This is a genomic window from Billgrantia aerodenitrificans, from assembly GCF_021404405.1.
Taxonomy (GTDB): domain Bacteria; phylum Pseudomonadota; class Gammaproteobacteria; order Pseudomonadales; family Halomonadaceae; genus Halomonas; species Halomonas aerodenitrificans.
Genome location: NZ_JABFTV010000008.1, coordinates 201,766 through 221,692, shown reverse-complemented (window position 1 = coordinate 221,692; position 19,927 = coordinate 201,766). Strand labels below are relative to the sequence as shown.

The 19,927-nt window shown below is 65.7% G+C and carries 20 protein-coding genes; 8 read left to right on the top strand and 12 right to left on the bottom strand.

Annotated elements, in window-relative coordinates:
* Window positions 1-4 precede the first annotated feature (4 nt).
* A complete protein-coding gene (locus HOP59_RS16260; protein ID WP_234254637.1) occupies window positions 5-967 on the bottom strand; it encodes a tripartite tricarboxylate transporter substrate binding protein in 963 nt (320 codons plus the stop codon).
* Between the two features lie 56 nt (window positions 968-1,023).
* Window positions 1,024-1,782 carry a GntR family transcriptional regulator gene (locus HOP59_RS16255; protein WP_234254636.1) on the bottom strand — a complete coding sequence of 253 codons (759 nt, stop codon included), beginning with the start codon at window positions 1,780-1,782 and terminating at the stop codon, window positions 1,024-1,026.
* Between the two features lie 149 nt (window positions 1,783-1,931).
* On the opposite strand from HOP59_RS16255, the gene HOP59_RS16250 reads away from it, so the two are divergent.
* Complete coding sequence (locus HOP59_RS16250) at window positions 1,932-2,729, top strand: amidohydrolase family protein (RefSeq protein WP_010628210.1); 798 nt, start codon at window positions 1,932-1,934, stop codon at window positions 2,727-2,729.
* 95 nt (window positions 2,730-2,824) lie between these two features.
* On the opposite strand, the gene HOP59_RS16245 is transcribed toward HOP59_RS16250, so the two are convergent.
* The 4 genes from HOP59_RS16245 to HOP59_RS16230 form a co-directional block, all read right to left on the bottom strand.
* The gene (locus HOP59_RS16245) at window positions 2,825-4,084 is read right to left on the bottom strand and encodes a flavin-containing monooxygenase (protein WP_234254635.1); all 1,260 of its coding nucleotides are present in this window, start codon (window positions 4,082-4,084) and stop codon (window positions 2,825-2,827) included.
* A complete protein-coding gene (locus HOP59_RS16240) occupies window positions 4,081-4,641 on the bottom strand; it encodes an OsmC family protein (RefSeq protein ID WP_234254634.1) in 561 nt (186 codons plus the stop codon). Before HOP59_RS16240 ends, HOP59_RS16245 begins: the two co-directional genes overlap by 4 nt.
* A 103-nt stretch (window positions 4,642-4,744) precedes the next feature.
* Window positions 4,745-5,293, bottom strand: a complete 549-nt coding sequence (locus tag HOP59_RS16235) for a DUF4242 domain-containing protein (protein WP_234254633.1) — start codon at window positions 5,291-5,293, stop codon at window positions 4,745-4,747.
* A complete protein-coding gene (locus HOP59_RS16230; RefSeq protein WP_234254632.1) occupies window positions 5,290-7,605 on the bottom strand; it encodes an ATP-binding protein in 2,316 nt (771 codons plus the stop codon). Before HOP59_RS16230 ends, HOP59_RS16235 begins: the two co-directional genes overlap by 4 nt.
* Before the next feature lie 108 nt (window positions 7,606-7,713).
* Between HOP59_RS16230 and cysK the strand changes: the two genes are divergently transcribed.
* Genes cysK through HOP59_RS16215 form a run of 3 tightly spaced genes read left to right on the top strand, consistent with a single transcriptional unit; the run spans window position 7,714 to window position 10,199 of the window.
* Window positions 7,714-9,204 (top strand): cysteine synthase A, encoded by a 1,491-nt coding sequence (cysK, locus tag HOP59_RS16225; protein WP_234254631.1) that lies wholly within the window; start codon window positions 7,714-7,716, stop codon window positions 9,202-9,204.
* A gap of 14 nt (window positions 9,205-9,218) precedes the next feature.
* The gene (locus HOP59_RS16220; RefSeq protein ID WP_234254630.1) at window positions 9,219-9,803 is read left to right on the top strand and encodes a carboxymuconolactone decarboxylase family protein; all 585 of its coding nucleotides are present in this window, start codon (window positions 9,219-9,221) and stop codon (window positions 9,801-9,803) included.
* A 51-nt stretch (window positions 9,804-9,854) separates the two neighbouring features.
* Complete coding sequence (locus HOP59_RS16215; protein WP_010628217.1) at window positions 9,855-10,199, top strand: TfoX/Sxy family protein; 345 nt, start codon at window positions 9,855-9,857, stop codon at window positions 10,197-10,199.
* A gap of 17 nt (window positions 10,200-10,216) precedes the next feature.
* Here the strand turns inward: HOP59_RS16215 and HOP59_RS16210 are convergent, their stop codons facing one another.
* Window positions 10,217-10,624 carry a VOC family protein gene (locus HOP59_RS16210; RefSeq protein ID WP_234254629.1) on the bottom strand — a complete coding sequence of 136 codons (408 nt, stop codon included), beginning with the start codon at window positions 10,622-10,624 and terminating at the stop codon, window positions 10,217-10,219.
* 70 nt (window positions 10,625-10,694) lie between these two features.
* Window positions 10,695-12,158 carry a sodium/glutamate symporter gene (locus HOP59_RS16205; RefSeq protein ID WP_234254628.1) on the bottom strand — a complete coding sequence of 488 codons (1,464 nt, stop codon included), beginning with the start codon at window positions 12,156-12,158 and terminating at the stop codon, window positions 10,695-10,697.
* Window positions 12,159-12,328: 170 nt separating this feature from the next.
* On the opposite strand from HOP59_RS16205, the gene corA reads away from it, so the two are divergent.
* From corA to yddG, 3 genes are read left to right on the top strand one after another with little or no spacing between them, the layout of a single operon-like run.
* Window positions 12,329-13,414 carry a magnesium/cobalt transporter CorA gene (corA, locus tag HOP59_RS16200; protein ID WP_234254627.1) on the top strand — a complete coding sequence of 362 codons (1,086 nt, stop codon included), beginning with the start codon at window positions 12,329-12,331 and terminating at the stop codon, window positions 13,412-13,414.
* A gap of 19 nt (window positions 13,415-13,433) precedes the next feature.
* Window positions 13,434-14,207: an AraC family transcriptional regulator gene (locus HOP59_RS16195; protein ID WP_234254626.1), complete on the top strand. Its 774-nt coding sequence runs from the start codon at window positions 13,434-13,436 to the stop codon at window positions 14,205-14,207.
* 41 nt (window positions 14,208-14,248) lie between these two features.
* Window positions 14,249-15,145 (top strand): aromatic amino acid exporter YddG, encoded by an 897-nt coding sequence (gene yddG, locus HOP59_RS16190; RefSeq protein WP_234254625.1) that lies wholly within the window; start codon window positions 14,249-14,251, stop codon window positions 15,143-15,145.
* 43 nt (window positions 15,146-15,188) lie between these two features.
* On the opposite strand, the gene HOP59_RS16185 is transcribed toward yddG, so the two are convergent.
* Both HOP59_RS16185 and HOP59_RS16180 read right to left on the bottom strand, forming a co-directional pair.
* A complete protein-coding gene (locus HOP59_RS16185) occupies window positions 15,189-16,634 on the bottom strand; it encodes a GntP family permease (RefSeq protein WP_010628222.1) in 1,446 nt (481 codons plus the stop codon).
* Window positions 16,631-17,860, bottom strand: a complete 1,230-nt coding sequence (locus HOP59_RS16180) for a patatin-like phospholipase family protein (protein ID WP_338073344.1) — start codon at window positions 17,858-17,860, stop codon at window positions 16,631-16,633. Before HOP59_RS16180 ends, HOP59_RS16185 begins: the two co-directional genes overlap by 4 nt.
* A gap of 174 nt (window positions 17,861-18,034) precedes the next feature.
* Here HOP59_RS16180 and HOP59_RS16175 point away from each other — a divergent pair, with 174 nt between their 5' ends.
* Window positions 18,035-18,220, top strand: coding sequence for a hypothetical protein (locus HOP59_RS16175; RefSeq protein WP_234254624.1), 186 nt, complete (start codon window positions 18,035-18,037; stop codon window positions 18,218-18,220).
* Window positions 18,221-18,297: 77 nt separating this feature from the next.
* On the opposite strand, the gene HOP59_RS16170 is transcribed toward HOP59_RS16175, so the two are convergent.
* Window positions 18,298-18,906 carry an NADPH-dependent FMN reductase gene (locus tag HOP59_RS16170; protein WP_234254623.1) on the bottom strand — a complete coding sequence of 203 codons (609 nt, stop codon included), beginning with the start codon at window positions 18,904-18,906 and terminating at the stop codon, window positions 18,298-18,300.
* Window positions 18,907-18,947: 41 nt separating this feature from the next.
* Window positions 18,948-19,889, bottom strand: a complete 942-nt coding sequence (locus HOP59_RS16165; RefSeq protein ID WP_234254621.1) for a pirin family protein — start codon at window positions 19,887-19,889, stop codon at window positions 18,948-18,950.
* Between the last annotated feature and the right edge of the window lie 38 nt (window positions 19,890-19,927).

The window sequence follows — 19,927 nt, the reverse complement described above, 5'->3', positions numbered from 1 at the left end:
CGCGTTACTGTTGCTTGAGGCCGAGGCTTTCCAGGGTCTCGCCGATGGCCTGGGTTTCCAGCCGCAGGCGTTCACGCAGTTCTTCGCCACGCACCAGGTTGAGGGTTTCGCCCTGGGCGGCGAGGAACGCCTGGAACTCCGGATGCTCCACGGCACGGGCCACGGCGTCGGCGACCGCTTCCGCACGTTCTTCCGCCATGCCTTCGGGGCCCAGCATCATGCGCCACAGCACGGTCTCGAGTTCGGGATGACCCAGGGCAGCGAGACCGGATGCCTGGGGCAGGGCTTCGTTGTCGTCGGCGGAGGTCACCAGCAGACACTTGGCCTGGCCTTCCTCTACATAGGGCAGTACGGGCGTGATGGAGCCGCCATAGATGTCCACGTGGCCACCGAGGAAGTTCTGCAGGGTCTCGCCGGCACCGCCGAAGGGAATCGGGCGAGCGGTGATGTCGAAGGCTTCGAAAATCCGCTCCGCCGCCAGACGCATGGTGCCGCCGACGCCATCGTTGCCATAGGTGTACCTACCGGGGTTGGCTTGCAGCTCGGCAAGGAACTCCTCGCCGCTCTCGGCCGGAAAGTCGGGAGCCACGCAGAGGGTGTAGGCGCTCTGTGAGGTGCTGGTGATGGGCGTCAGCGTCTCGTAGGAGTACTGCACGCGCTGCATGTGCGGCACCGTGGTGATGGGGCTGTTCCAGGTGGAGAGCAGGGTATAGCCATCAGAGCGCGCCCGGGAGAACTGGTTGACGCCGATGGCGCCGCCACCGCCTGCCACGTTGAGTACGGCTACGGGCTGGCCCAGTTCCGCCTCGAGATACTGGTTGAGCATGCGAGCGACGTTGTCGGTACCACCACCGGCCGGGGCCGGCACGATCAGCTCGATGGGGCGGTTGGGGTAATCGCTGGCCAGGGCCGGGGTGAGGGCGAGAGCTGACGCAGTGGCGGTGGTGAGGAGCAGCGTGAGTTTCATTGTTGGTACCTGTTGTTGGAATCGTAAGGACATGGGGGCGAGTTTCGAGACTCGCTTCAGGTGTGTTGCTCGCCGAGGTTGACGCGATAGCGGAAACGCTCGGGGCGACCATGCACGCGGCGATATTCGATGATGCGACCTACGGGGTTACGCGCGATGCGCTCGATGACGGCAACCGGCGAATTGGCAGGTAGCTCCAGATATCTGGCGCTTGCCTTGGTGGCGGTGCCGAACGAAAGCTCATCCGTCGCCGACGTGATGAGAATCCCGAACTCCTGCAGGAAGACGGGGTAGAGCAGGGGTCCCATGTCCTTGGGGTTGAGCGTCTGCAGACCTTCGAAATCGGGCAGGCGCAGATAGATCTCCTCGAACAGCATCGGTTCGCCGGACCACAGGCGAACGCGCTCGAGCTTGATGCAGTGCGTTGTGTCCGGCTCGCCGAAGGCCAACCGGACCTCGGCCGGCATCTTGACCACCTCACGACTGAGAATGCGGCTTTCGGGTATGACGGAGCCGTCGGGGTCATCGGCATCGTGAACGTGGAAGAAGCGGAACAGGTCGGCGCGAAACGCCGGCTGCTTGACGAAGGTGCCGGTGCCACGGCGACGCTCAAGCAAGCCTTCGTCCACGAGCTGCTTGAGTGCCATGCGCATGGTGGCTAGCGCCACGCCGTACTCCTCGGCCAGGCGATTCTCGGACGGGATCGTGTCGCCTGGCGACCATTCGCCATTGGCGATCCGCGAAGCCAACTGGTCGCGCAGCCTAGCGTACAGAGGGAGGCGTCCATCGGTCTTGGGCATGTGCAGTGCACACATGGGTGCATTCTCCTGGCGATTCCGCTGTCTTGTTGCTGTCACTAAAGACCAGTGTATACTTCTAGTCAATCAGTTCTCTAGAGAACTAGACTTAAGTATAAACTCAAGAGTCGGGACGCAAAGAGAAAGCCAAGAGTGAGGACGCCAGAGTGAAACAAGGATTCGACTGTCACGCCCACGTCTATGCGCAGGTGGAGGAGAACGAAGGCTCCAACTACCGGCCTTCACGGCCGGCGCCCCTGGATGAGTGGCAGCAGCACCTGATGACCTGCGAGCTTCGCGGTGGCGTGCTGGTGCAGCCAAGTTTCCTCGGCCATGACAATCGTGAGCTGCTGCGGATTCTCGGTCAGTTGGGCGAGGACTACCGCGGAGTGGTGCAGCTTCCCGCGGATACGAGCCTGACCGAGATGCGCCAGCTTGGCGCAGCCGGCATCGTCGGCGTGCGCTGGAATCTGATCGAGCGACGCCGTGAACTCCCCGACCTCAGCGATCCTCGATGGATCGATTTTCTCGACCGACTGAAGATTCTGGATTGGCACCTGGAGCTGCATCTCGAGGGAGACCGTCTGCCCGAACTCTTCCCAGCCTTGCACGAGCACGGCGTCAGCTTGGTGATCGATCACCTGGGTCTGCCCGTCGAGGCCGATCCCCGTGCCGATGCCGGGTTTCGTTTGCTGCTGGAAGCCGGGCGCTACGGGCGCACCTGGGTCAAGCTGTCGGCACCTTATCGTTCCCCCGTGCGAGACCTGCAGCCCCATGTGTGTGAGCTGCTGAACGAGCTGGGGCGTGAGCGCCTGGTATGGGGCAGCGACTGGCCCTGGACCCGCCATGAAGGCAAGCATGGCTACCGGGACACCCTCGACTGGCTGACCGACTGGGTCCGCGATGAGGACGACCGACGCGTTATCCTGAACGATTCACCGCGCAGGCTGTTTCATCTCGACTGAGGATGGGTGGAGGGCGAAATCCAGAGCAAATGAAGACCCAGCCGCTCACACAGCGGCTGGGTCTTGGCGTTTTCAGGCCTAAACCAAAGGGAAGGTCAGGGCAAAGCTGCCCTGGTGCGTTTTTTCGCCTTGGCCAACCAGGCGGCCAGGTGGGCGCTGAGTTCGGCGGCGTCGTCATCGGCGCCATGGATAGCGCCCGACTTGCGCCTTCGCATGAAGGGCAGGCCCATGGCGTAGAGGCCGGGGGCCACCACGCCGCCTTCGTGGCGCAGGCGTCCACGGGTATCGAACACCGGTACCTGGAGCCAGCGGAAGTCGGGACGAAAGCCGGTGGCCCAGAGCACCGTCTTGATCTCACCGGTAGCCAGGTCGAGGCCCAGGCAAGGCCGCGGTGGCACCCGGGTGGGCGCCGGGCGCTCCGGGGCGGGCAGGGTGTCGTGCAAGCCGTGGGCAATGGCCCAGGCGTCCAGGTTGTCGAGCAGCCGCGACAGCTTGAGATCCGCCGCGGTGCAGTGAACGGCCAGCGAGCCCGAGAACTGCAGGCGGGTGCCGGCAAGGCCGGCTAGACGCCCCACCAGGCGCACGCCACGCTCGCTCAGGGCATTGAGGTCGAGATCCTCGGACATGGCGTTGCCCAGCAATTGCGGCGAGGGCTGACGCCGGGCGCGGGCGAGATCTTCCACCTCGTCGAAGCGCTGGTCGAGCAAGCCGGCATGCTCCAGCCACCATTGAATGTCACGGCCGCGGTAGCGCCGCGGCAGGCGCAGGTGCTGCCCCACGGCCAGCGTGACGCTTCGACCGCTGCGCTGAAGCTCGTCGGCCAGTTGGACGCCGGTGGCCGAGGCGCCTACCACCAGCACGCCGCCTTCTGGTAGCTGCTCCGGTCGACGGTACGCATGTGGCGTCAGGCTCACGATCCATGGCGGCAGGGCTGCCGCCATGGCAGGCACGACGGGAAGCTGGCAGGCACCGGTGGCGATTATCGCCGCGCGGCAGCGCCATTCGCCCCGGTTGGTGATGATCCGGTAGCCGCCCTCCACCTGGCGTAGAGCGAGCACTTCGGTCGCGGTATGCAGCGGGGCCGAAAGGCCCCGTGCATAGTCATCGAGAAAGGCGATCAGCTCCGGCATGCTCATGAAGCCTTCTGGCTCCGGCCCGGTGTAGGCCTGCCCGGGCAGGCGGCACTGCCAGTTGGGCGTGAGTAGGCGCAGCGACTCCCAGCGCTCGTGGCGCCAGGCATTGGCCACCTCGCCGCGTTCCAGAATCACATGGTCGATGCCGCGCCGGGCCAGGTGATGGCTCATGGCGAGCCCGGCGTGGCCGGCGCCGATGACCACGGCGGTGACGCTCTTCATTTCAGCTCGACCTTCACGTAGGTGGGGTTGGTCAGCAGGTCGTATACGGCCGAACGCTTCTGCGACTGGGCGACCAGTGCCTCGATATCCGCACGGCTGGCATCGGCGTCGATCTCGAACGTCACGCGGATGTCGTCGAAGCCGTTGCGCACCTCAGGGTCCATGCCGAGGATGCCCTGGATGTCCATGTCGCCCTCCACCATGGCCTTGACCGAGCGCAGCTGAATGCCGCGATGCTGGGCCACGGCTGCGACACCGGCGGTGAGACAGGCGGCCAGCCCGACCAGCACATACTCCACCGGAGTGGGGCCGTGGTCTTCGGCGGCGAACACTTCGGGGTGGTCCGCCTGGTAGGTGAAGCGTGAGCGATGCCGCTGTGTTTCGCCGAGACCGTGGAAGTCCTCGACGGCGATCTGGCTATGAGTGCCGCGAATCCAGTCGCAGTGAGCGCGCCAGGTGAAGCGGGCGGCCTCCGGTGCCTGGGTCAGCGCTTCGCGGGCGCCGAGCAGGGCGGTGACGTTGACGCCGTTGTCGATCTGTTGAGTGGCAGTGTGCATGGAACTCTCCTTCTTTGTTCTCTCGTCGTGGGGTGACCGTCAGCGGTCAGCTGCGAGATTCGCTGGGGCACGTGAGACCCAGCGTGGGAGAGGGCGTGGTTTTTCAGAGCTGCGCCGTGGTATCGGCCGGTGCGATACGTTGAAAGGCCCAGATGCGGCTGACCGGCATGCCGGCCTGATGCTGGGCCAAGCGTACCGATTCGGCATCGGGCGCTTGGTAGAGGCAGTGCATGCGCTGCCGGTCGAGGGAGAAGTGGCTGCGCAGGAAACGCACGTGATGGTTGGACAGGCATGCGGCCCCGGCATTTTCCAGCGCCTGGATCGCCTCGAAGGTGACGGGGGCGGCGAAGTGGCGCTCGACCAGGACGTTGGCGGTCGCCAGATCCGCGGCTTTCAGGCCCGGCGCAGCATGCACGCTGCCGCCCCACAGTGAGCTGACGTCGGCACCTGCCTGGCGCAGACCGATACGCGCCGATTCCACGTCGGGCGCCTGAAAATGACAGACCAGGCGGTGCCCATCTCGTGCCAGCAGGCTTTCCTGCCATTGGATTCGATACAGATCGAAGCATGGCTGTCCTTCCAGAGTCAGCGCACGCACCACCTTCGGTCCGAGAGGGTGCGGGAGGCGGCGCTCCAGAAACACGTCGATCATGCTTCGTCCTCGGCAGCAGGTTGCTCCAGCAGCGTGTGACAGCGGCGCCTGACCCAGGCGGCGATGGGCTCCTGCAGCAGGGCTTCGGCGGTGCGGGCGTGCTCGCGCCGATCATCCTCGTCACCCAGGCGACGGGCGCATTCGGCCAGTAGGGCGTGGGCCAGCAGCTGCTCGCTGCGACGTTCGAGCACACGGGCATGCTCCAGGGCCTCGCCAGCTCGCTGCCGGGCCGTTTCGGTTCGAGCGCGGGCGAGATCGAGCCGTGCCGCCTGCAGCAGCAGCGTGGCCAGGCGATGGCGGGCATCGGCGTGGCGCAGGGTGACGAGTGCGACGCCGAAAGGGGCGGAGTCATCCTCGAGAGCATACGTACATAGGGCCGCGGCGGCATCTGCGTATGGCGCTTCGCTGCCGTCGCGCAGCCGCTTGCCGAGTTCCTGCAGCTGGACGCAGCGCTCTTGGGCCTGCTGGTAATCGTCCCGCTCCAGGTCGATCAGCAGCAACGACTCCTGGGCCTGGAACTCGCCCAGTCGGTCGCCCATGGCCTTGCACAGGGTGCGCGCCTCTCGAAAGTAGCTCGCCGCATTGTCGAAGCGGTCCTCATGCAGGCTGAGCAGGCCTTGAGCCAGGGGAATGGCGGGATAACCGATGTGCTGCCGAGTGGCCAGTTCGCGTGCCTGCTCGAGCAGCTCGGCCGCCTGGCCCAGGTCACGCTCCAGCATGGCCAGGCAGCGCGCGGTTTCCGCCATGGCGATGACCTGCTCGCGGTCGTCGCCGCAGCGGGTTGCGCGCTCCGCCTGGAGAGTCTGCTCATGGGCGTCGCTCCACTGGCCATGAGCCCAGCGGATATGGCTGGCCAACTGATAGCCGAGCCGGGCGTGGGCGAGGGCACCGTGTTCCAGCGCCTGCTCGGCCAGTGTCACCACTGTGCCGGCGCCGGCCTCCCAGTCTGCCAGGGGAGCGGCGCTGTAGAGGATGTCGTGCAGTTCGATGGCGAGACAGACACGCCGGGTGCCGGTCATGCCATCGCTCAGCGCCAGGCCCTGCTGGGCGAAGCGCTGGGCTTCCTCGTTGGCGCAACTGCGCAGACAGAAGCGTCCGGCTTCGATCATTGCTCGGGTTGCCAGGTCGAGGTCGCCGCTGGCCTGGGCGTGATGTACCAGGCAATTAGCCTGTTGCATGTCGTTGAGGGGGCCAGCGGCGAGCCATTCGGCGATGCGCCGGTGCATGGTCTGGCGGCGTACCGGGGAAATGGCATCGTACAGCTCGGCGGCCATGGCGCTGTGCGTGAAGCGCAGGCCTTGAGCATCGATGGAGAGCCACTGGTGGCGCTCGGCCACTTCCAGGGCGATACCGAGACGATTGGTATCGAGCCCCGAGACCTGGCTCAGGGTCGTGAAATCAGGGTTCGGCGCAAACAGTGCGGCCCAGCGCATCACTTCCAGGGCGTCGCCCGTCAGGTCCGGGTGGATTCTCTCTAATACGGGGGATTGGGAATCCGCGGTATCGACGTTCTCTGACAAAGGCGTGGGCGAGGGCTTCGACCGCCAGGCGCGCAGCAACTGACCGTTGAGCGGCAGGCCCGCCTCGCGGATGAGCCGCACACCCAGTTGCAGCTGTTGTTCGGCCTCGCGCGGACGGTGCAGTGCCAGCAGCAGACGCACCAACTGCGCACGCGCCGTTTCATTGAAGGGCGCCAGGCGTACCCAGGCATGGGCGTGGGGCAGGGCATGCTGCGGAGAGTCGGCGAGACGCTCGACCAGAGTCGTCAGCAGGGTCGTCTGGGCGCGTATGGCCGCTTCGCGTTCGGCCAGGCACCAGCCGTGGAAGTCATGAAAGCGGTCCAGCTCCAGCCCTTCCAGAAAGGGGCCACGGTAGCGAGTGGCAGTATGCTCGAGCGCTTCGATATCGGCCTCTGCCAAGCCACCGTTGCATAGTGCATGCAGGCCGGCTACATCGATGTCGATGTCGGAGGTATCCAGGCATACGCCAAGCCGGTCGGCTCGCAGTCGTAGTCGACCCGGTGTGTCCACCAGACGGCGTAACTTCGACAGGCTCCATCGCAGCGAACCACGTGGATCGTCGGGAAGCTCCCACAGCAGGTCGCACAGGTGCTCACGGCTAAGGGGGCGGGGATGACGGGCCAGGTAGGCGAGCAGGGCACGGGTCTTGCGCGAGGGCGGCAGCGACAATACCTGCCCGTCCCGAATGACTTCGAGATCGCCAAGCAGGTTGAGGGTCAGCGCGTTCATGTCCGGACCCGGTGATGTCACGCTAGCAGTATAGTCGCCGATCGCGCCGGGCTGGCCTGTCATTTACAGGTTCGTCTTCAAGCACGTCGCCAGAAAAACCACGCTGGCTCACACGCCGGCTTCCTCGGCATGGGGCGAAGCTGTCGGCATGCCCACCCGAGGAGTTTGATCATGACCCGCTACGCCAGCATTCTGGAAACCATCGGCCGTACCCCGCTGGTGCGACTCGCCCGGCTTGCGCCGCCGACGGTGAACGTGCACGTGAAGGTGGAGGCCTTCAACCCCATGGGCTCGGTCAAGGACCGCATGGCGCTGGCGGTGATCGAGGCGGCCGAGCGCAGCGGCGACCTGCGCCCGGGCCAGACGGTAATCGAGGCCACCAGCGGCAACACCGGCATCGGCCTGGCCATGGTCTGCGCACGCAAGGGCTACCCGCTGGTGGTGACCATGGCGGAAAGCTTCAGCCTTGAGCGGCGTCGGTTGCTGCGTTTCCTCGGTGCCCGCGTGGTGCTCACGCCGGCCTCCGAGAAGGGCAGCGGCATGCTGGCCAAGGCAATCGAACTGGCAGAGAGGCACGGCTACTTCCTGTGCCGCCAGTTCGAGAACGAGGCCAACGCCGAGGTGCACAGCCGCACCACGGCAAGGGAGATTCTCGACGACATGCAGGGCGAGCCGATTCATGCCTGGGTCAGCGGCTTCGGCACCGGCGGCACGCTCAAGGGGGTGTCTCGGGTGCTCAAGGCAGCCGATCCGCGTATTCGCGTCGTCGTTGCCGAGCCCGACAACGCCCCGCTGCTGGGCAGCGGCGAGGCGCAGCCGGCTGGCGCCAGCCATCCTCGCTTCCGTCCTCACCTGATGCAGGGCTGGAGCCCCGATTTCATTTCGCCGCTGACCCAGCAGGCGGTGGCCGCCGGCATGGTGGACGAGGTCGTGCCGGTGGCCGGGGAGGAAGCGCTGAGGCTGGCCCGTGAGCTGGCCCGCAAGGAGGGCATCTTCGTCGGCATTTCCGCCGGCGCGACTCTGGCCGCGGCCCTTGAGGTGGCTCGGCGAGCGCCGGCCGGCAGCCATATCGTCTGCATGCTGCCCGACACCGGTGAGCGCTACCAGTCCACTCAGCTGTTCGAGGGCATCGAGGATGAGATGAACGAGGAGGAGCTGGCGCTGTCGCGCTCCACGCCCGGCTGTCGCTTCGATTTGCCCGCGCCACGTCCGGCCGCTGTTGCCGCACCCCGGGCCGTACAGCCGGTGGATACGGCGCGCGATGTCGAGGCCGAGCGATGCCTGGATGAGTGTCTGGCCCAGGCGCCGGTAGTGATGTTCTCTCTTGCCTGGTGCGAGTTCTGCTGGGCGGCGCGCAAGCTGTTGGCCAGGCTTGGGGTCGATTACCTGAGCGTGGACCTCGATTCGCCTGCCTATCAGGTCGGCGACATGGGGGTGCGCCTGCGCCCGGTGCTGGCGCGGCGTTGCGGAGGGCCGACCATCCCGCAGATCTTCATCGACGGTCAATCCATCGGTGGCTGCAGCGAACTGTTCGAGGCATGGCACGACGGCAGCCTGGGCCGTCACCTCGCCGCGTGCGGTGTCGCATATGACGCCGAGGCCATCATCGACACCCAACTGCTGCTGCCGGCCTGGCTGCATCCACGTTCCGTCACGGCCTGAGAGGAGACACGCACATGAGCTATATCGAGACGATTGCCCCCGAGCAGGCCGAAGGCGAGGTGCAGGCCATGTATCAGCGCCAGCGGGCGCACTTCGGCTACCTGCCCAACTATGCCCGGCTGTTCTGTCATCGCCCCGAAGTGATGAAGGCCTGGGCGACGCTTATCGCCACCATCCGCCGCCCCATGGAGTCGCGCCGCTACGAGTTGGTGACCGTTGCCGCCGCCCGGGCCCTGGGCAATTCCTACTGCTCGTTGGCCCATGCCAAGTTCCTGGCGGAGCTGGTGGGTATGGAGGCCACCCAGGCCATGCTACTCGGTGAGGAAGGCTCGCCCGACCCGGTCGAGCGCGACATCATGGCCTTTGCCGCCAAGGTGGCCTGTCGCGCTCAGGAGGTCGGCGCCGAGGATATCGAAACACTGCGCGTCCATGGGCTTGCCGACGACGAAATATTCGACATCGTCGCCGTGGTCGCCGGGCGCGCTTTCTTCACGAGCATTCTCGACGGTCTGGGGGCCGAGCCGGATACCGCCTACCGCGAGCTGCCATCCAAGCTGGCCACGGCGCTCTGCGTGGGCAGGCCGATTGCTTTGAGCTGAGCTGGTCGTAAGCCAGAATGACGGAGAACCCATAGGCATGGAGGAGATGCCGTGAGCGAATATACGGATTCGCTGCGCGACGTGTTCGAGCTGTTCGGTCCCATCACCGCGCGGCGCATGTTCGGCGGGCACGGCATCTATCACGATGGCCTGATGTTCGCACTGGTGGCCGACGAGACGCTCTATCTCAAGGTCGATGCGCACAACCTTGACGACTTCGAGCGCGAGGGGCTCGAGCCGTTCGAGTACGACAAGGGTGGCAGGGTGGTGCAGATGTCCTATTACCAGGCGCCGGAGGAGTTGTTCGAGGACCGCGAGCTGGCTGCCGTCTGGGCACGCCGCTCCTTCGAGGCCGCCCTACGCGCTCAGGCGGGCAAGCGCAAGACGAAATCCTGAGGCCCGGCTGTTGATGCTCAGATGGTGGGCGGCCCCTTGAGCTCGACGGTGTTGCCTTCAGGGTCTTCGAGGTAGAGCGAGGGGCCGGTGCCCTCAGCGCCATAACGCTGCTGAAGTTCGCCAGCCTCGATGCCGTGCGTGGTCAGGTGTCGGCGAATCGTCACCTCGTCGAAGGGCTCCAGGCGCAGGCAGAAGTGATCGAGATTGCGCCCCTCGCGGCCCGGGGCGACGCCACCACGCTGCCCAAGCGGGCCTGCCACGGGTACCAGGTCGATCAGGCTGCGTCCGGCGCGCAGTTGAATCAGGCCGATCTCTTCCTGACGCTTCTCCACCGTGCAGCCCAACACGTCGCAGTAGAAGGCGAGCATGGCGTCGGTGTCGCGGATGCGCAGCACCAGATGATCGATCCCTTGGATTGGCAGCATGCTTTTCCGCTTCTCATGAGGAGTCCATCGACACTATGGCTCAGGTGACTGACACGCTCCAGGTCTTCATTCATCCCCATCGTCCCCGCCCTCGCTCCGGTACCATACGGCCGAAGTAGAGCAGGCCGAAGATCAGCCAGGCCACGGTGAGTATCAGCGTGAAGCCAAGCACGGTGGGCGCGCCGAACTGGGCAATGAGCGGCAGCGACGCCGCCGTGAACAGCCCGCCGCCGACCACCGGTTCGAACATCAGCTGCTTGTAGCCGAAGCTTTCGAACGCGCCGGAGCGGTTCTTGGGGTCGGCCATGCGCATCAGCAGCAGGCCGGTGACGGTCACGCCCATGGACTGGCCGAAGTCGCCGATGCCGCGCTCGAACCAGTTCTCGGGGATAACCCGCGGGGCGATCACGATCAGTACGAACAGCGACCAGCCGATGCCCGCCAGTGCCAGCAGCAGGAACGGGATGAAGTGCTCGCCCAGGGCGGTGAGCGACAGTGTGGCCAGTGCCGCGACGATGGTGAAGTCGAGGGCGGTGCCGGCGATGCGTGCCATGGTGCGGCTGGAGACGTGGGGTTCGAGGCCGAAACGCGTAACGCACAGCTGCACGATCACGCCACCGATCATGGCGATGGGGAACAGCGGCACGTGGGCGAGAATCTCCAGGCCGTCGTTGCGCGCCCAGGTCTGCTGTTCGATCCATTGCAGGGCGGAAAGGATCAGCCAGCCGATGGCGATGGCGATGCCGACCAGGCCGATATGCAGGCTCAGCGGATCGGCGGTTTCCTCTTCCTGGGCCAGGTCCTTCTTGAACTCGCTGTACTCCTCGGTGGGCGGCAGCTCGTTTTCCTCGCCCTGGGACATGGATTGGGCTTCGTCCAGCGCCTCCGAGGTCTTGCGCGTCTTCTCCAGGCTGATGACCCCGCGCCGGGCCGCGATGTTGATCATCAGCGTACCGATCAGCACGCCCGAGACGATGCCCACGGTGGCCAACCCCAATGCCAGGTCGGCGCCCTCCTCGAAGCCGAGCTCGGCGAAGGTGTCGGCCATGCCGGCAGCGGTGCCGTGGCCGCCTTCGAAGCCGATCTCGATCAGGGCGCCGGCCATGGGGTTCATGCCGAACACGGGCGCGAGAATGAGAATGGCCAGGGTCAGGCCGACCACGTACTGGCCCCAGGCCATGGTTTGGCCCACTACCACCTGCGGCCCGGCGCGCATCCAGATGGTGCGCAGCCCGGGGATCGGTCGGCCGATGAAGAGCGCGGCAAACACCACGTTGATCAGCAGGCCGGGCAGGGCGGCCCAGCTTTCGAAGACGTATTCGGGAAACAGGCCGGCGGCTTCCTCGAAGGGCGCCGTTACCGCGCGGCCCGCCACCTCCGGGCCGAGCAGCAGCAGGATCGCACCGCCGATCACCGAGCTAGGCAGAAACAGACGCCGTAGCCAGGGCGAAACGTTGCGAATGGCATTGCTGGCCAGCAGCACCAGCGAGATGAGCACCAGGGCAATGAAAAGCTCGCCCACCGTCATGGTCATGTCGTTCTCCTTCCTTGGGCTGGCTTCCTTTTACCTCACGCCACGTTACAGATTAGCTGAATTTCGTTGCTTCGCTGAACCGGCGGACGTGCCCATACCGTCCAGGATTCGTGGCGACGTCAAAGCGTGTCAATATGGGTAGGGCCGAATCGCCTAGGATCGATACCCACATGACCCGACTGTTCAAGAAGCACTACCACCCGGCCGGCACCGCCCCGGGCACGCTGCGCGAGCTGACCCTGGAGCAGGCGGCGCTGCTGGCGCCGGCCACCTATACGCTGGCCCGTCGTGAAGCGGGGCGCTGGGGCGAGCCCCTTGAGGTCTCGCCTGAGGCCACCCCCGGCGTCGATGCGCAAGAGCCGCTGTGCTGGTTGCACGTGCAGGGTGTGCCGACGGCAGAAGAACTGGAGCTGTTGGGCGACCGGGTGGGGCTGCATCCGCTGGCGCAGGAAGACATTCTCAACGGCGGGCAGCGGCCCAAGGTGGAGCGCTTTGATGAGTCGCTGGTAGTGTTTCTCGGCATTCCGGAACTGGACGATGAAGGCGACCTGCATCTCTACCAGTTGGCGCTGTTCATGGGTGGCAACGTCATCATCAGCTTCATGGGCGGGGCGCTGGATCCTTTCGTCGTCTTTCGGCGGCGGCTCAAGGAGCGTGGCGGCCGGGCACTGGGCGAGGCGGATGACCTGCTCTACGGCCTGCTCGATGCTGCCGTCGACCACGCCTTCCCGGTGCTCGACAGCGTGGGCGAGCGCATCGAGGAACTCGAGGTGGAGATTCTCGACCGTCCCGACAGCTCGACCCTGGAGCACTTGCATGGGCTGAAGCGCGAACTGATCATGCTGCGCCGCTATCTATGGCCCACCCGCGAAGTGATCAACCAGCTGCTGCGCGATCACGACGATCTCTTCACCCCCGATACGCGGCTCTGGATGCGTGACATCTATGACCATACCGTGCAGGTCATCGACCTGGTGGAGAGCTATCGCGACATGACGGCCAGCCTGCTCGACGTCTATCTCTCCAGCATGAGCAATCGGCTCAACGAGAGCATGCGTACCCTGACCATCATCGCCACCGTGTTCATGCCGCTGACCTTCATCGTCGGCGTGTACGGCATGAACTTCGAGAATCCCGACAGCCCCTTCGCCATGCCCGAGCTGGGCTGGTACTGGGGCTATCCTATGGTGTGGGGTGTGATGATTGCCGTCGGAATAGGAATGGTGGTGTGGTTCAAGCGCAAGCGCTGGTTCTAGGTGCCGGGATGGATATGTCATGGACAGCCCCCTCGTCGAAACTCGTAGCTATCCCGATCGTGAACTGAGCGACCGTCACGGCTTTCACCAGCTGCTGCTGGGGCTCGACGGTGCCCTGGAGCTCGAAGCGGCGGGGCGGCTCATCCACGTGACCCGCGCCGTGCTGGCCCCGGTGGCAAGCGGCGACCTGCATCATTACCTGGCGCCGGGCGACAACCGTGTGCTGGTGCTCGACCTGCCCGAGGCTTGGTGCGAGGCGCTGCTTCTGGATGGCCTGTTCGAGGGCCCGGCCCGGCGCCTGCCTGAGGCACTGATGGCACGGGGCGAGTGCCTGCGTAAAGCGAAGATGGGGGAGTCCGGCCAGGCCCTGGCCCGCTGGCTCGAGCTGGCGCTTGAAGCCGGCGGCCGTAGGCTGGTACCGCCGCGGCTCAAGCTGCTCGATCTGTTACCCGCCATGCGCGCCGACCTGGCACACACCTGGCGTGTGGCCGAGATGGCCCGCCGCTGCCACCTGGCCGAGGCCGTCTTCGCCCGCCAGTTTCGTGCGCTGACCGGCCTCTCGCCCCACGAATGGCTGGTACGACAGCGCCTGTCGCGTGCCTGTGAGCTGCTCCAGGTCGGTGGTGCCTCGCTCACCGAGGTGGCTCTGGCCTGTGGCTTTGCCGACAGCGCACACTTCTCGCGCAGCTTCCGCCGCCAGCACGATGTCTCGCCGAGTGAGTGGCGGCGCCTAGTGGCTTCGGGCGGCACCTCGAAAAGAGGTCAGGATTCGACAAGCCGCGTCTCGATCTGAAGCCCATGCTGTGGCCTCGACAACACTGACGAGGTCTCATCATGTCCGCTTTGACCCGACGACAGGCTACGGCCATCGGGGCCACCACCATTCTCAACTGGGCGTTGCTCGCCACCCTGACTCAGCTCTCGGGGCCGGTGCCGCCGTTCCTGCTCACCGGGCTGGCCTTCAGCATTGCCTTTCTCTGTTTTTTCGCCTGGAGCCTGGCGCGTCGTGAGTCGTTCACTGCACCGCTGCGTCAGGCGCCTTCGGTGTGGGCGCTCGGAGTGGGCGGGCTGTTCGGCTATCACGCGCTCTACTTCGTCGCCCAGCAGAATGCGCCGCCGGCTAATGCGGGGCTGATCAGCTATCTGTGGCCGCTGCTGATCGTGCTGTTCGTCGGCCTGCTGCCGGGAGAGCGCCTGCTGCCCAGGCACGTGGTGGGTGGGCTGCTGGGCTTTGCCGGGGCGGTGCTGTTGATCGGCGGCGATCTGGGCGCCGGCGGCAGCGCGCTGGGCTATGGGGCGGCCTTCGCCTGTGCCCTGGTGTGGAGCGGCTATTCGGTACTGTCGCGAGCCAAGAAGGCGGTGCCGACCAGCGCCGTGGGTGGCTTCTGCCTGGTCACGGCGCTGCTGGCCTTCGCCTGTCACGGCCTGTTCGAGGTGGCGCGCTGGCCCCAGGGCATCGAGTGGCTGGGTGTGGTTGGGCTGGGCCTAGGGCCGGTGGGCAGTGCCTTCTTCACCTGGGACATTGGCGTCAAGCACGGCGACCTGCATCTGCTCGGGCTGTTGGCCTACGCCACGCCGCTGCTCTCCACGCTGGTGCTGATCGTGGCCGGCTACGCCGAGGCCACGCCGCTGCTGGCCCTGGCGGCAGGCGTGATCACCCTGGGCATGCTGGTCGGCAGCGGTGCGCTGGTGCGCCGTAAGAGGCAGGCAACTCCCGTGCGCTCCGCCTGAGACGGGCGCACGGGGGCTGGAACGGACCGTTCAGAACGAGCCGTTAAAAGGAACCCACCAGCGAGCCCACCAGGATCAGCAGGATCAGCGAGATGATCGGCCCCACCACGGCCACCGCGGCGATGTCCAGGTAGGCCTGGCGGTGCGTCAAGCCGCAGATCGAGAGCAGGGTGATCACCGCGCCGTTGTGGGGCAGGGCGTCCAGGCCGCCGGTGGCCACGGCGGTAACCCGGTGCAGTAGATCGGGTGAGATGCCGGCCGCCTGGCCCATGGCCAGGTAGGTGTCGCCGAGGGTAGAGAGCGCGATGCTCATGCCACCGGAGGCGGAGCCGGTCATGCCCGCCAGCAGGTTCACCGCGATGGCCAGCGAAATGAGCGGATTGTCGCCGCCGGCGGTGGTCACCCAGGCGCTGATGGCATCGAAAGCCGCCAGCGAGGCGATCACCGAGCCGAAGCCGACCAGGCTCGCGGTGTTGAAGATCGGCAGCAGCGAGGCGTTGGCGCCGCTGTCCAGCGAGGCGGTAAGTTGCTGCAGGCGCGACCAATTGAGCGCAATCAACACCAGAATCGAGAACACCAGCGCGGCGATGACCGACCACACGCCACGTACCGATTCGATGCTGGTGGCGCCGTAGACCGGATCCGCCAGGTAGCCGGTATCCATGGCCGGGATGACCACGGTGGTGAACAGCAGGTTCAGCGCGATCACTAGCACGATGGGCAGCAGTGCCAGAGGCAGGCTGGGCAGCCCGCTGCGAGGCTGAGGCTGGACCTCGGCCAGGTCGAAGCCTTCGCCGGCCGCACGCTCGCGCAGGTGATCGTGCGGGGTGGGCTCGCTGTCATGCTCGCCGTAGCCTTCGCCCGCTGCTCGTGCCTGCCTGGCGCGGTAGGTGAGCCAGGCCTGACCCAGGCCCAGCATGATCAATCCGGTCATGATGCCGAGCCCCGGGGCGGCGAAGGGCGAGGTGCCGAAGAAGGGCATCGGGATGGCGTTCTGGATCGCCGGTGTGCCGGGCAGCGCCGTCATGGTGAAGGTGAAGGCACCCAGGGCGATGGTGCCGGGGATCAGTCGCTTGGGCAGGTCGGCCTTGCGAAATAGTGCTGCGGCGATAGGAAACACGGCGAAAGCCACCACGAACAGTGACACGCCGCCGTAGGTCATCACCGCACAGGAAATCACTACGGCGAGAATGGCGCGACTCTCGCCCAGACGTTCGACGATGGCACCGGCCAGCACCTCGGCGCTGCCGGAATCTTCCATCAACTTGCCGAAGATGGCCCCCAGCAGGAACAGCGGGAAGAAGCTGACGATGAAGTTGCCTGCCGAGCCCATGAAGACCTGGGTGTAGCTGGCCAGCAGCGGCGTATCCACCGACACCAGCGCCACCAGGGCGGCCAGCGCCGGGGCCAGAATCAGCAGGCTCAGGCCGCGATAGGCCAGGTACATCAGCAGGACCAGCGCAACGACGATGGCAAGAATGCCGCTCATGACTCGTCTCCTTTGCCAGTCTTCGTGCTGGAGTCATTGCGGCTGGGCGCCTTGCCGGTGGATGCCTTGCTGGTGGAGGCCTTGTCGGTGGGCTGCTTGTCGGCAGGCAGCCTGGCACTGGGCTCCTCGGCGCTGGGCTTGTCCTGCTCGGCCGCGGCGACGTCCTGGCTCGTGCCGCTGGGGCGGGCGAGCGGGCGGAAGGTATCGCTGAACACGGCATTGAGATCGAAGGTGGAGCACTGCCCCAGCTTGTCGAAGTTCTCCTTCAGCCACAGATCGGCCCAGCCGCGTCCCTGGCGATAGAGGCGCGAGACGAAATCCCACTGGGCGTTGAGCTTGCTCGAGGCGGAGAGCTTCTCCACCTCCTGCTCGGCATGGATCAGGTGCAGGCGCATGGAGCGGTAGCGCTCCACCTCGAGCCCTTCGGCGTCGATCAGCTGCTGCAGCAACTGAATACTGCGCAGCTCCTTGATCAGGCTGGTATTGAAGGTGATCTCGTTGATGCGGTTGATGATGTCCCGGGCGCTGTCGGGCAGGCGCTGCCTGACCAGCGGGTTTACCTGGATCACTACCAGGTCCTGGCAGTCCATGTCGTCCACCAGCGGGAACAGCGCCGGATTACCGCTGTAGCCGCCGTCCCAGTAGGCTTCGCCGTCGATTTCCACCGCCGGGAACATGAATGGCAGGCAAGCCGAGGCCATGACGGTGTCCACCGTGATCTCGGGTTGAGAGAAGACCTTGGCGCGCCCGGTACGAACGTTGGTGGCGGTGACGTACACCTTGGCCTTGCGGCAGGCATTGACCCGTTCGAAGTCGACCAGCTTGCACACCAGGTCGCGCAAGGGGTTGAACTTCATCGGGTTTAGCTTGGACGGGGCGATGAGCTGGGTGAGGCTCTCGAACATCAGGTAGCTGGGGGAGTTGTCCAGGCTGCTGTTGCCCATCAACTGGTCCCATGGTGTCGGCTGGATGGGCGAGAAGCGTGCCGCATCGCTGACGCCGCTCCAGAAATCGTGCAGCGCCTGGCGCGCTCCCTCACGCCCGCCGCGGTGCAACCCATCGGCCAGCACCACGGCATTCATCGCTCCTGCACTGGTACCGCTGACGCCGTCGATCTCCAGCCGCTCCTCCTCCAGCAGCCGGTCCAACACTCCCCAGGTCAGGGCGCCGTGTGAGCCGCCGCCCTGCAGGGCGAGGTCGATGTGCTTGCGTTCTTCCTTGGCCATAACAACTCCTGCGTCATTTATGTTGCGTTGCAGTATAGCGACTCCATTAGCGATTGACAGGCCAGCGAGAAGGGGAAGTTCGAAGAAGTGTTGAACTAAAGTCTAACAATGTGGATAATATGAAAAATACTTCCACAAACGATGCGGAGGCGGTTCCGAGAACCGTAATTCATCATGAACACACTGCGTTTCCCCACCATCTGGGATCTGCCGCTGCCGAGCCGGCGCAACCTGAACGCCGCCGAGAGCGAAGCGGCCCCCGTCACCGAGCGCTTCCTGACCATCTGGGACGTTCCGCTGCGCGCCACTAAAGCCAAGCGCAAGCGTGCTGCACGCAAGCTGCCCAAGTTTTATCTGTAAGGACAAGTGGCTGCCAAAAAGGCGTCCATGCCGACCGGCATGGGCGCCTTTTTCGTCTGTGGTTGAGTGCTTGCCTATCACTCCTCTCTGCTGGGGTCGGTCGCTTGCAGCTTGGCCAGCGTCGTCACCAGGCGCCGGCACAGGGCGTCGAGGCGCTGCCGCTGGCTCTCGTCCACCAGCTCGCCGGCTTCGCTGAAGGCCTGGCCAGCGCGGGGAATCGCCAGCGGATTGGGCAGCACGGTCACGCCGAGGTTGCCCAGCAGCTGGCGGAGCAGGGCGAGGCTGCGCATACCACCGAATGCCCCCGGTGAGGCGGAAACCACCGCCGCCACCCGCTCGGCGAACAGTGCCAGGCCGCTGTTCTCACCGTCCGAGCGAGACATCCAGTCGAGCGTGTTCTTCATCAGTGGCGTGATGAAGCCGTTGTACTCCGGTGAGGCGAGCAGCAGCCCCTGATGTTCGGCGAGCAGGGCCTGGAGGCTGCGGGCGTTGGCGGGCAGGCCTTCGCGACTTTCCAGATCGCCGTCGTAGAGCGGCATCGGGTAGTCGCGCAGGTCGATGAAGGTGGCCAGGCCGCCGACGTGCTTGACTCGCTCAGCCGCCAGGCGGGCGAGGCGCTTGTTGAAGGAGTGTTCTCTGGCGCTGCCGGCGAAGACCAGTATGCGCGGTGGCGTATAGGTGGTCATGAGTGCCTCTCATCAGGTGGCGGGAGATCGGTTGCTGGTTTTCAGGCCTGCCAGGGCAGCGGCGGCGGCTCCAGGCGCTTGCCGTCGAACTGGGGAATGCTGCCGAAGCGCTCGCTGCCGGCTTCCCAGTCGCGCTGGGCATCGATGATCTCGGCCTTGCTGTGACCGACGAAGTTCCACCAGATCAGGATCTCCTCGCCCAGCGGTTCACCGCCCACCAGGATGGCGCGCCCACCTGCCGGCAGCTCGAGTGTGACCTGGCTGCGCCCACGGCCCAGATAAGCCAGCTCGTTGGTGGCAAAGCGTTCGCCTTCGATTTCGAGTTCGCCTTCCAGCGGCAGCAGGCCGTACTCGAAATCCTCGCGCAGCGGCAATACCAGCGCGCCGCCCGAAGAGGCCGCCAGGTCCAGACCCACCAGCGGCGAAAAGGCCAGCGTCGGTGCGCGGTGGCCGCCGAACTCCCCGGTGAGCAGGGTCATCTCGACATCGCCCTCGCGCCACTGCGGCAGTGACGGGTAGTGGTCGAAGCGCGGGTCGGTGCGGCGATGGGCTTCGGGCAGGGCGATCCAGAGCTGAGCGGCATGCAAGTGCGCCTCGCCGGGCACCGACTCCTCGGTATGGCTGATGCCGCGACCCGCCGTCATCAGGTTGACCTGACCGGGGCGAATCACCTGCTCGTGACCCAGACTGTCACGATGCAGCACTTCGCCCTCGATCATCCAGGTGAAGGTTTGCAGGCCGATGTGCGGGTGGGGGCCGACTCGCAGGCCGCGTGAGTCGCCCTTGAACACCGCCGGGCCGGCGTGGTCGAGGAAGCACCAGGCACCGATCAGGCGTCGATGACGCGAAGGCAGCACACGGTTGACGGGGATGCCGCCCACGTCGGCGGTACGCGGTGCGACATGCTGCACCTGGCGTTTGCCGTCGACGATTGGGCAATCGAGGGATGAGGAGAGGTCGGCTTCGTTGACGAGATTGCTCATTGTCGTTTTCCCGGGAAGGATGAAGTGGGCAGGAGGGG

Bases quoted from the DNA above. Each gene is read 5' to 3' on its own strand.
- HOP59_RS16260 (WP_234254637.1), bottom strand. From the start codon at position 967: ATGAAACTCACGCTGCTCCTCACCACCGCCACTGCGTCAGCTCTCGCC.
- HOP59_RS16255 (WP_234254636.1), bottom strand. From the start codon at position 1,782: ATGTGTGCACTGCACATGCCCAAGACCGATGGACGCCTCCCTCTGTAC.
- HOP59_RS16245 (WP_234254635.1), bottom strand. From the start codon at position 4,084: ATGAAGAGCGTCACCGCCGTGGTCATCGGCGCCGGCCACGCCGGGCTC.
- HOP59_RS16240 (WP_234254634.1), bottom strand. From the start codon at position 4,641: ATGCACACTGCCACTCAACAGATCGACAACGGCGTCAACGTCACCGCC.
- HOP59_RS16235 (WP_234254633.1), bottom strand. From the start codon at position 5,293: ATGATCGACGTGTTTCTGGAGCGCCGCCTCCCGCACCCTCTCGGACCG.
- HOP59_RS16230 (WP_234254632.1), bottom strand. From the start codon at position 7,605: ATGACAGGCCAGCCCGGCGCGATCGGCGACTATACTGCTAGCGTGACA.
- cysK (WP_234254631.1), top strand. From the start codon at position 7,714: ATGACCCGCTACGCCAGCATTCTGGAAACCATCGGCCGTACCCCGCTG.
- HOP59_RS16220 (WP_234254630.1), top strand. From the start codon at position 9,219: ATGAGCTATATCGAGACGATTGCCCCCGAGCAGGCCGAAGGCGAGGTG.
- HOP59_RS16210 (WP_234254629.1), bottom strand. From the start codon at position 10,624: ATGCTGCCAATCCAAGGGATCGATCATCTGGTGCTGCGCATCCGCGAC.
- HOP59_RS16205 (WP_234254628.1), bottom strand. From the start codon at position 12,158: ATGACCATGACGGTGGGCGAGCTTTTCATTGCCCTGGTGCTCATCTCG.
- corA (WP_234254627.1), top strand. From the start codon at position 12,329: ATGACCCGACTGTTCAAGAAGCACTACCACCCGGCCGGCACCGCCCCG.
- HOP59_RS16195 (WP_234254626.1), top strand. From the start codon at position 13,434: ATGGACAGCCCCCTCGTCGAAACTCGTAGCTATCCCGATCGTGAACTG.
- yddG (WP_234254625.1), top strand. From the start codon at position 14,249: ATGTCCGCTTTGACCCGACGACAGGCTACGGCCATCGGGGCCACCACC.
- HOP59_RS16185 (WP_010628222.1), bottom strand. From the start codon at position 16,634: ATGAGCGGCATTCTTGCCATCGTCGTTGCGCTGGTCCTGCTGATGTAC.
- HOP59_RS16180 (WP_338073344.1), bottom strand. From the start codon at position 17,860: ATGGCCAAGGAAGAACGCAAGCACATCGACCTCGCCCTGCAGGGCGGC.
- HOP59_RS16175 (WP_234254624.1), top strand. From the start codon at position 18,035: ATGAACACACTGCGTTTCCCCACCATCTGGGATCTGCCGCTGCCGAGC.
- HOP59_RS16170 (WP_234254623.1), bottom strand. From the start codon at position 18,906: ATGACCACCTATACGCCACCGCGCATACTGGTCTTCGCCGGCAGCGCC.
- HOP59_RS16165 (WP_234254621.1), bottom strand. From the start codon at position 19,889: ATGAGCAATCTCGTCAACGAAGCCGACCTCTCCTCATCCCTCGATTGC.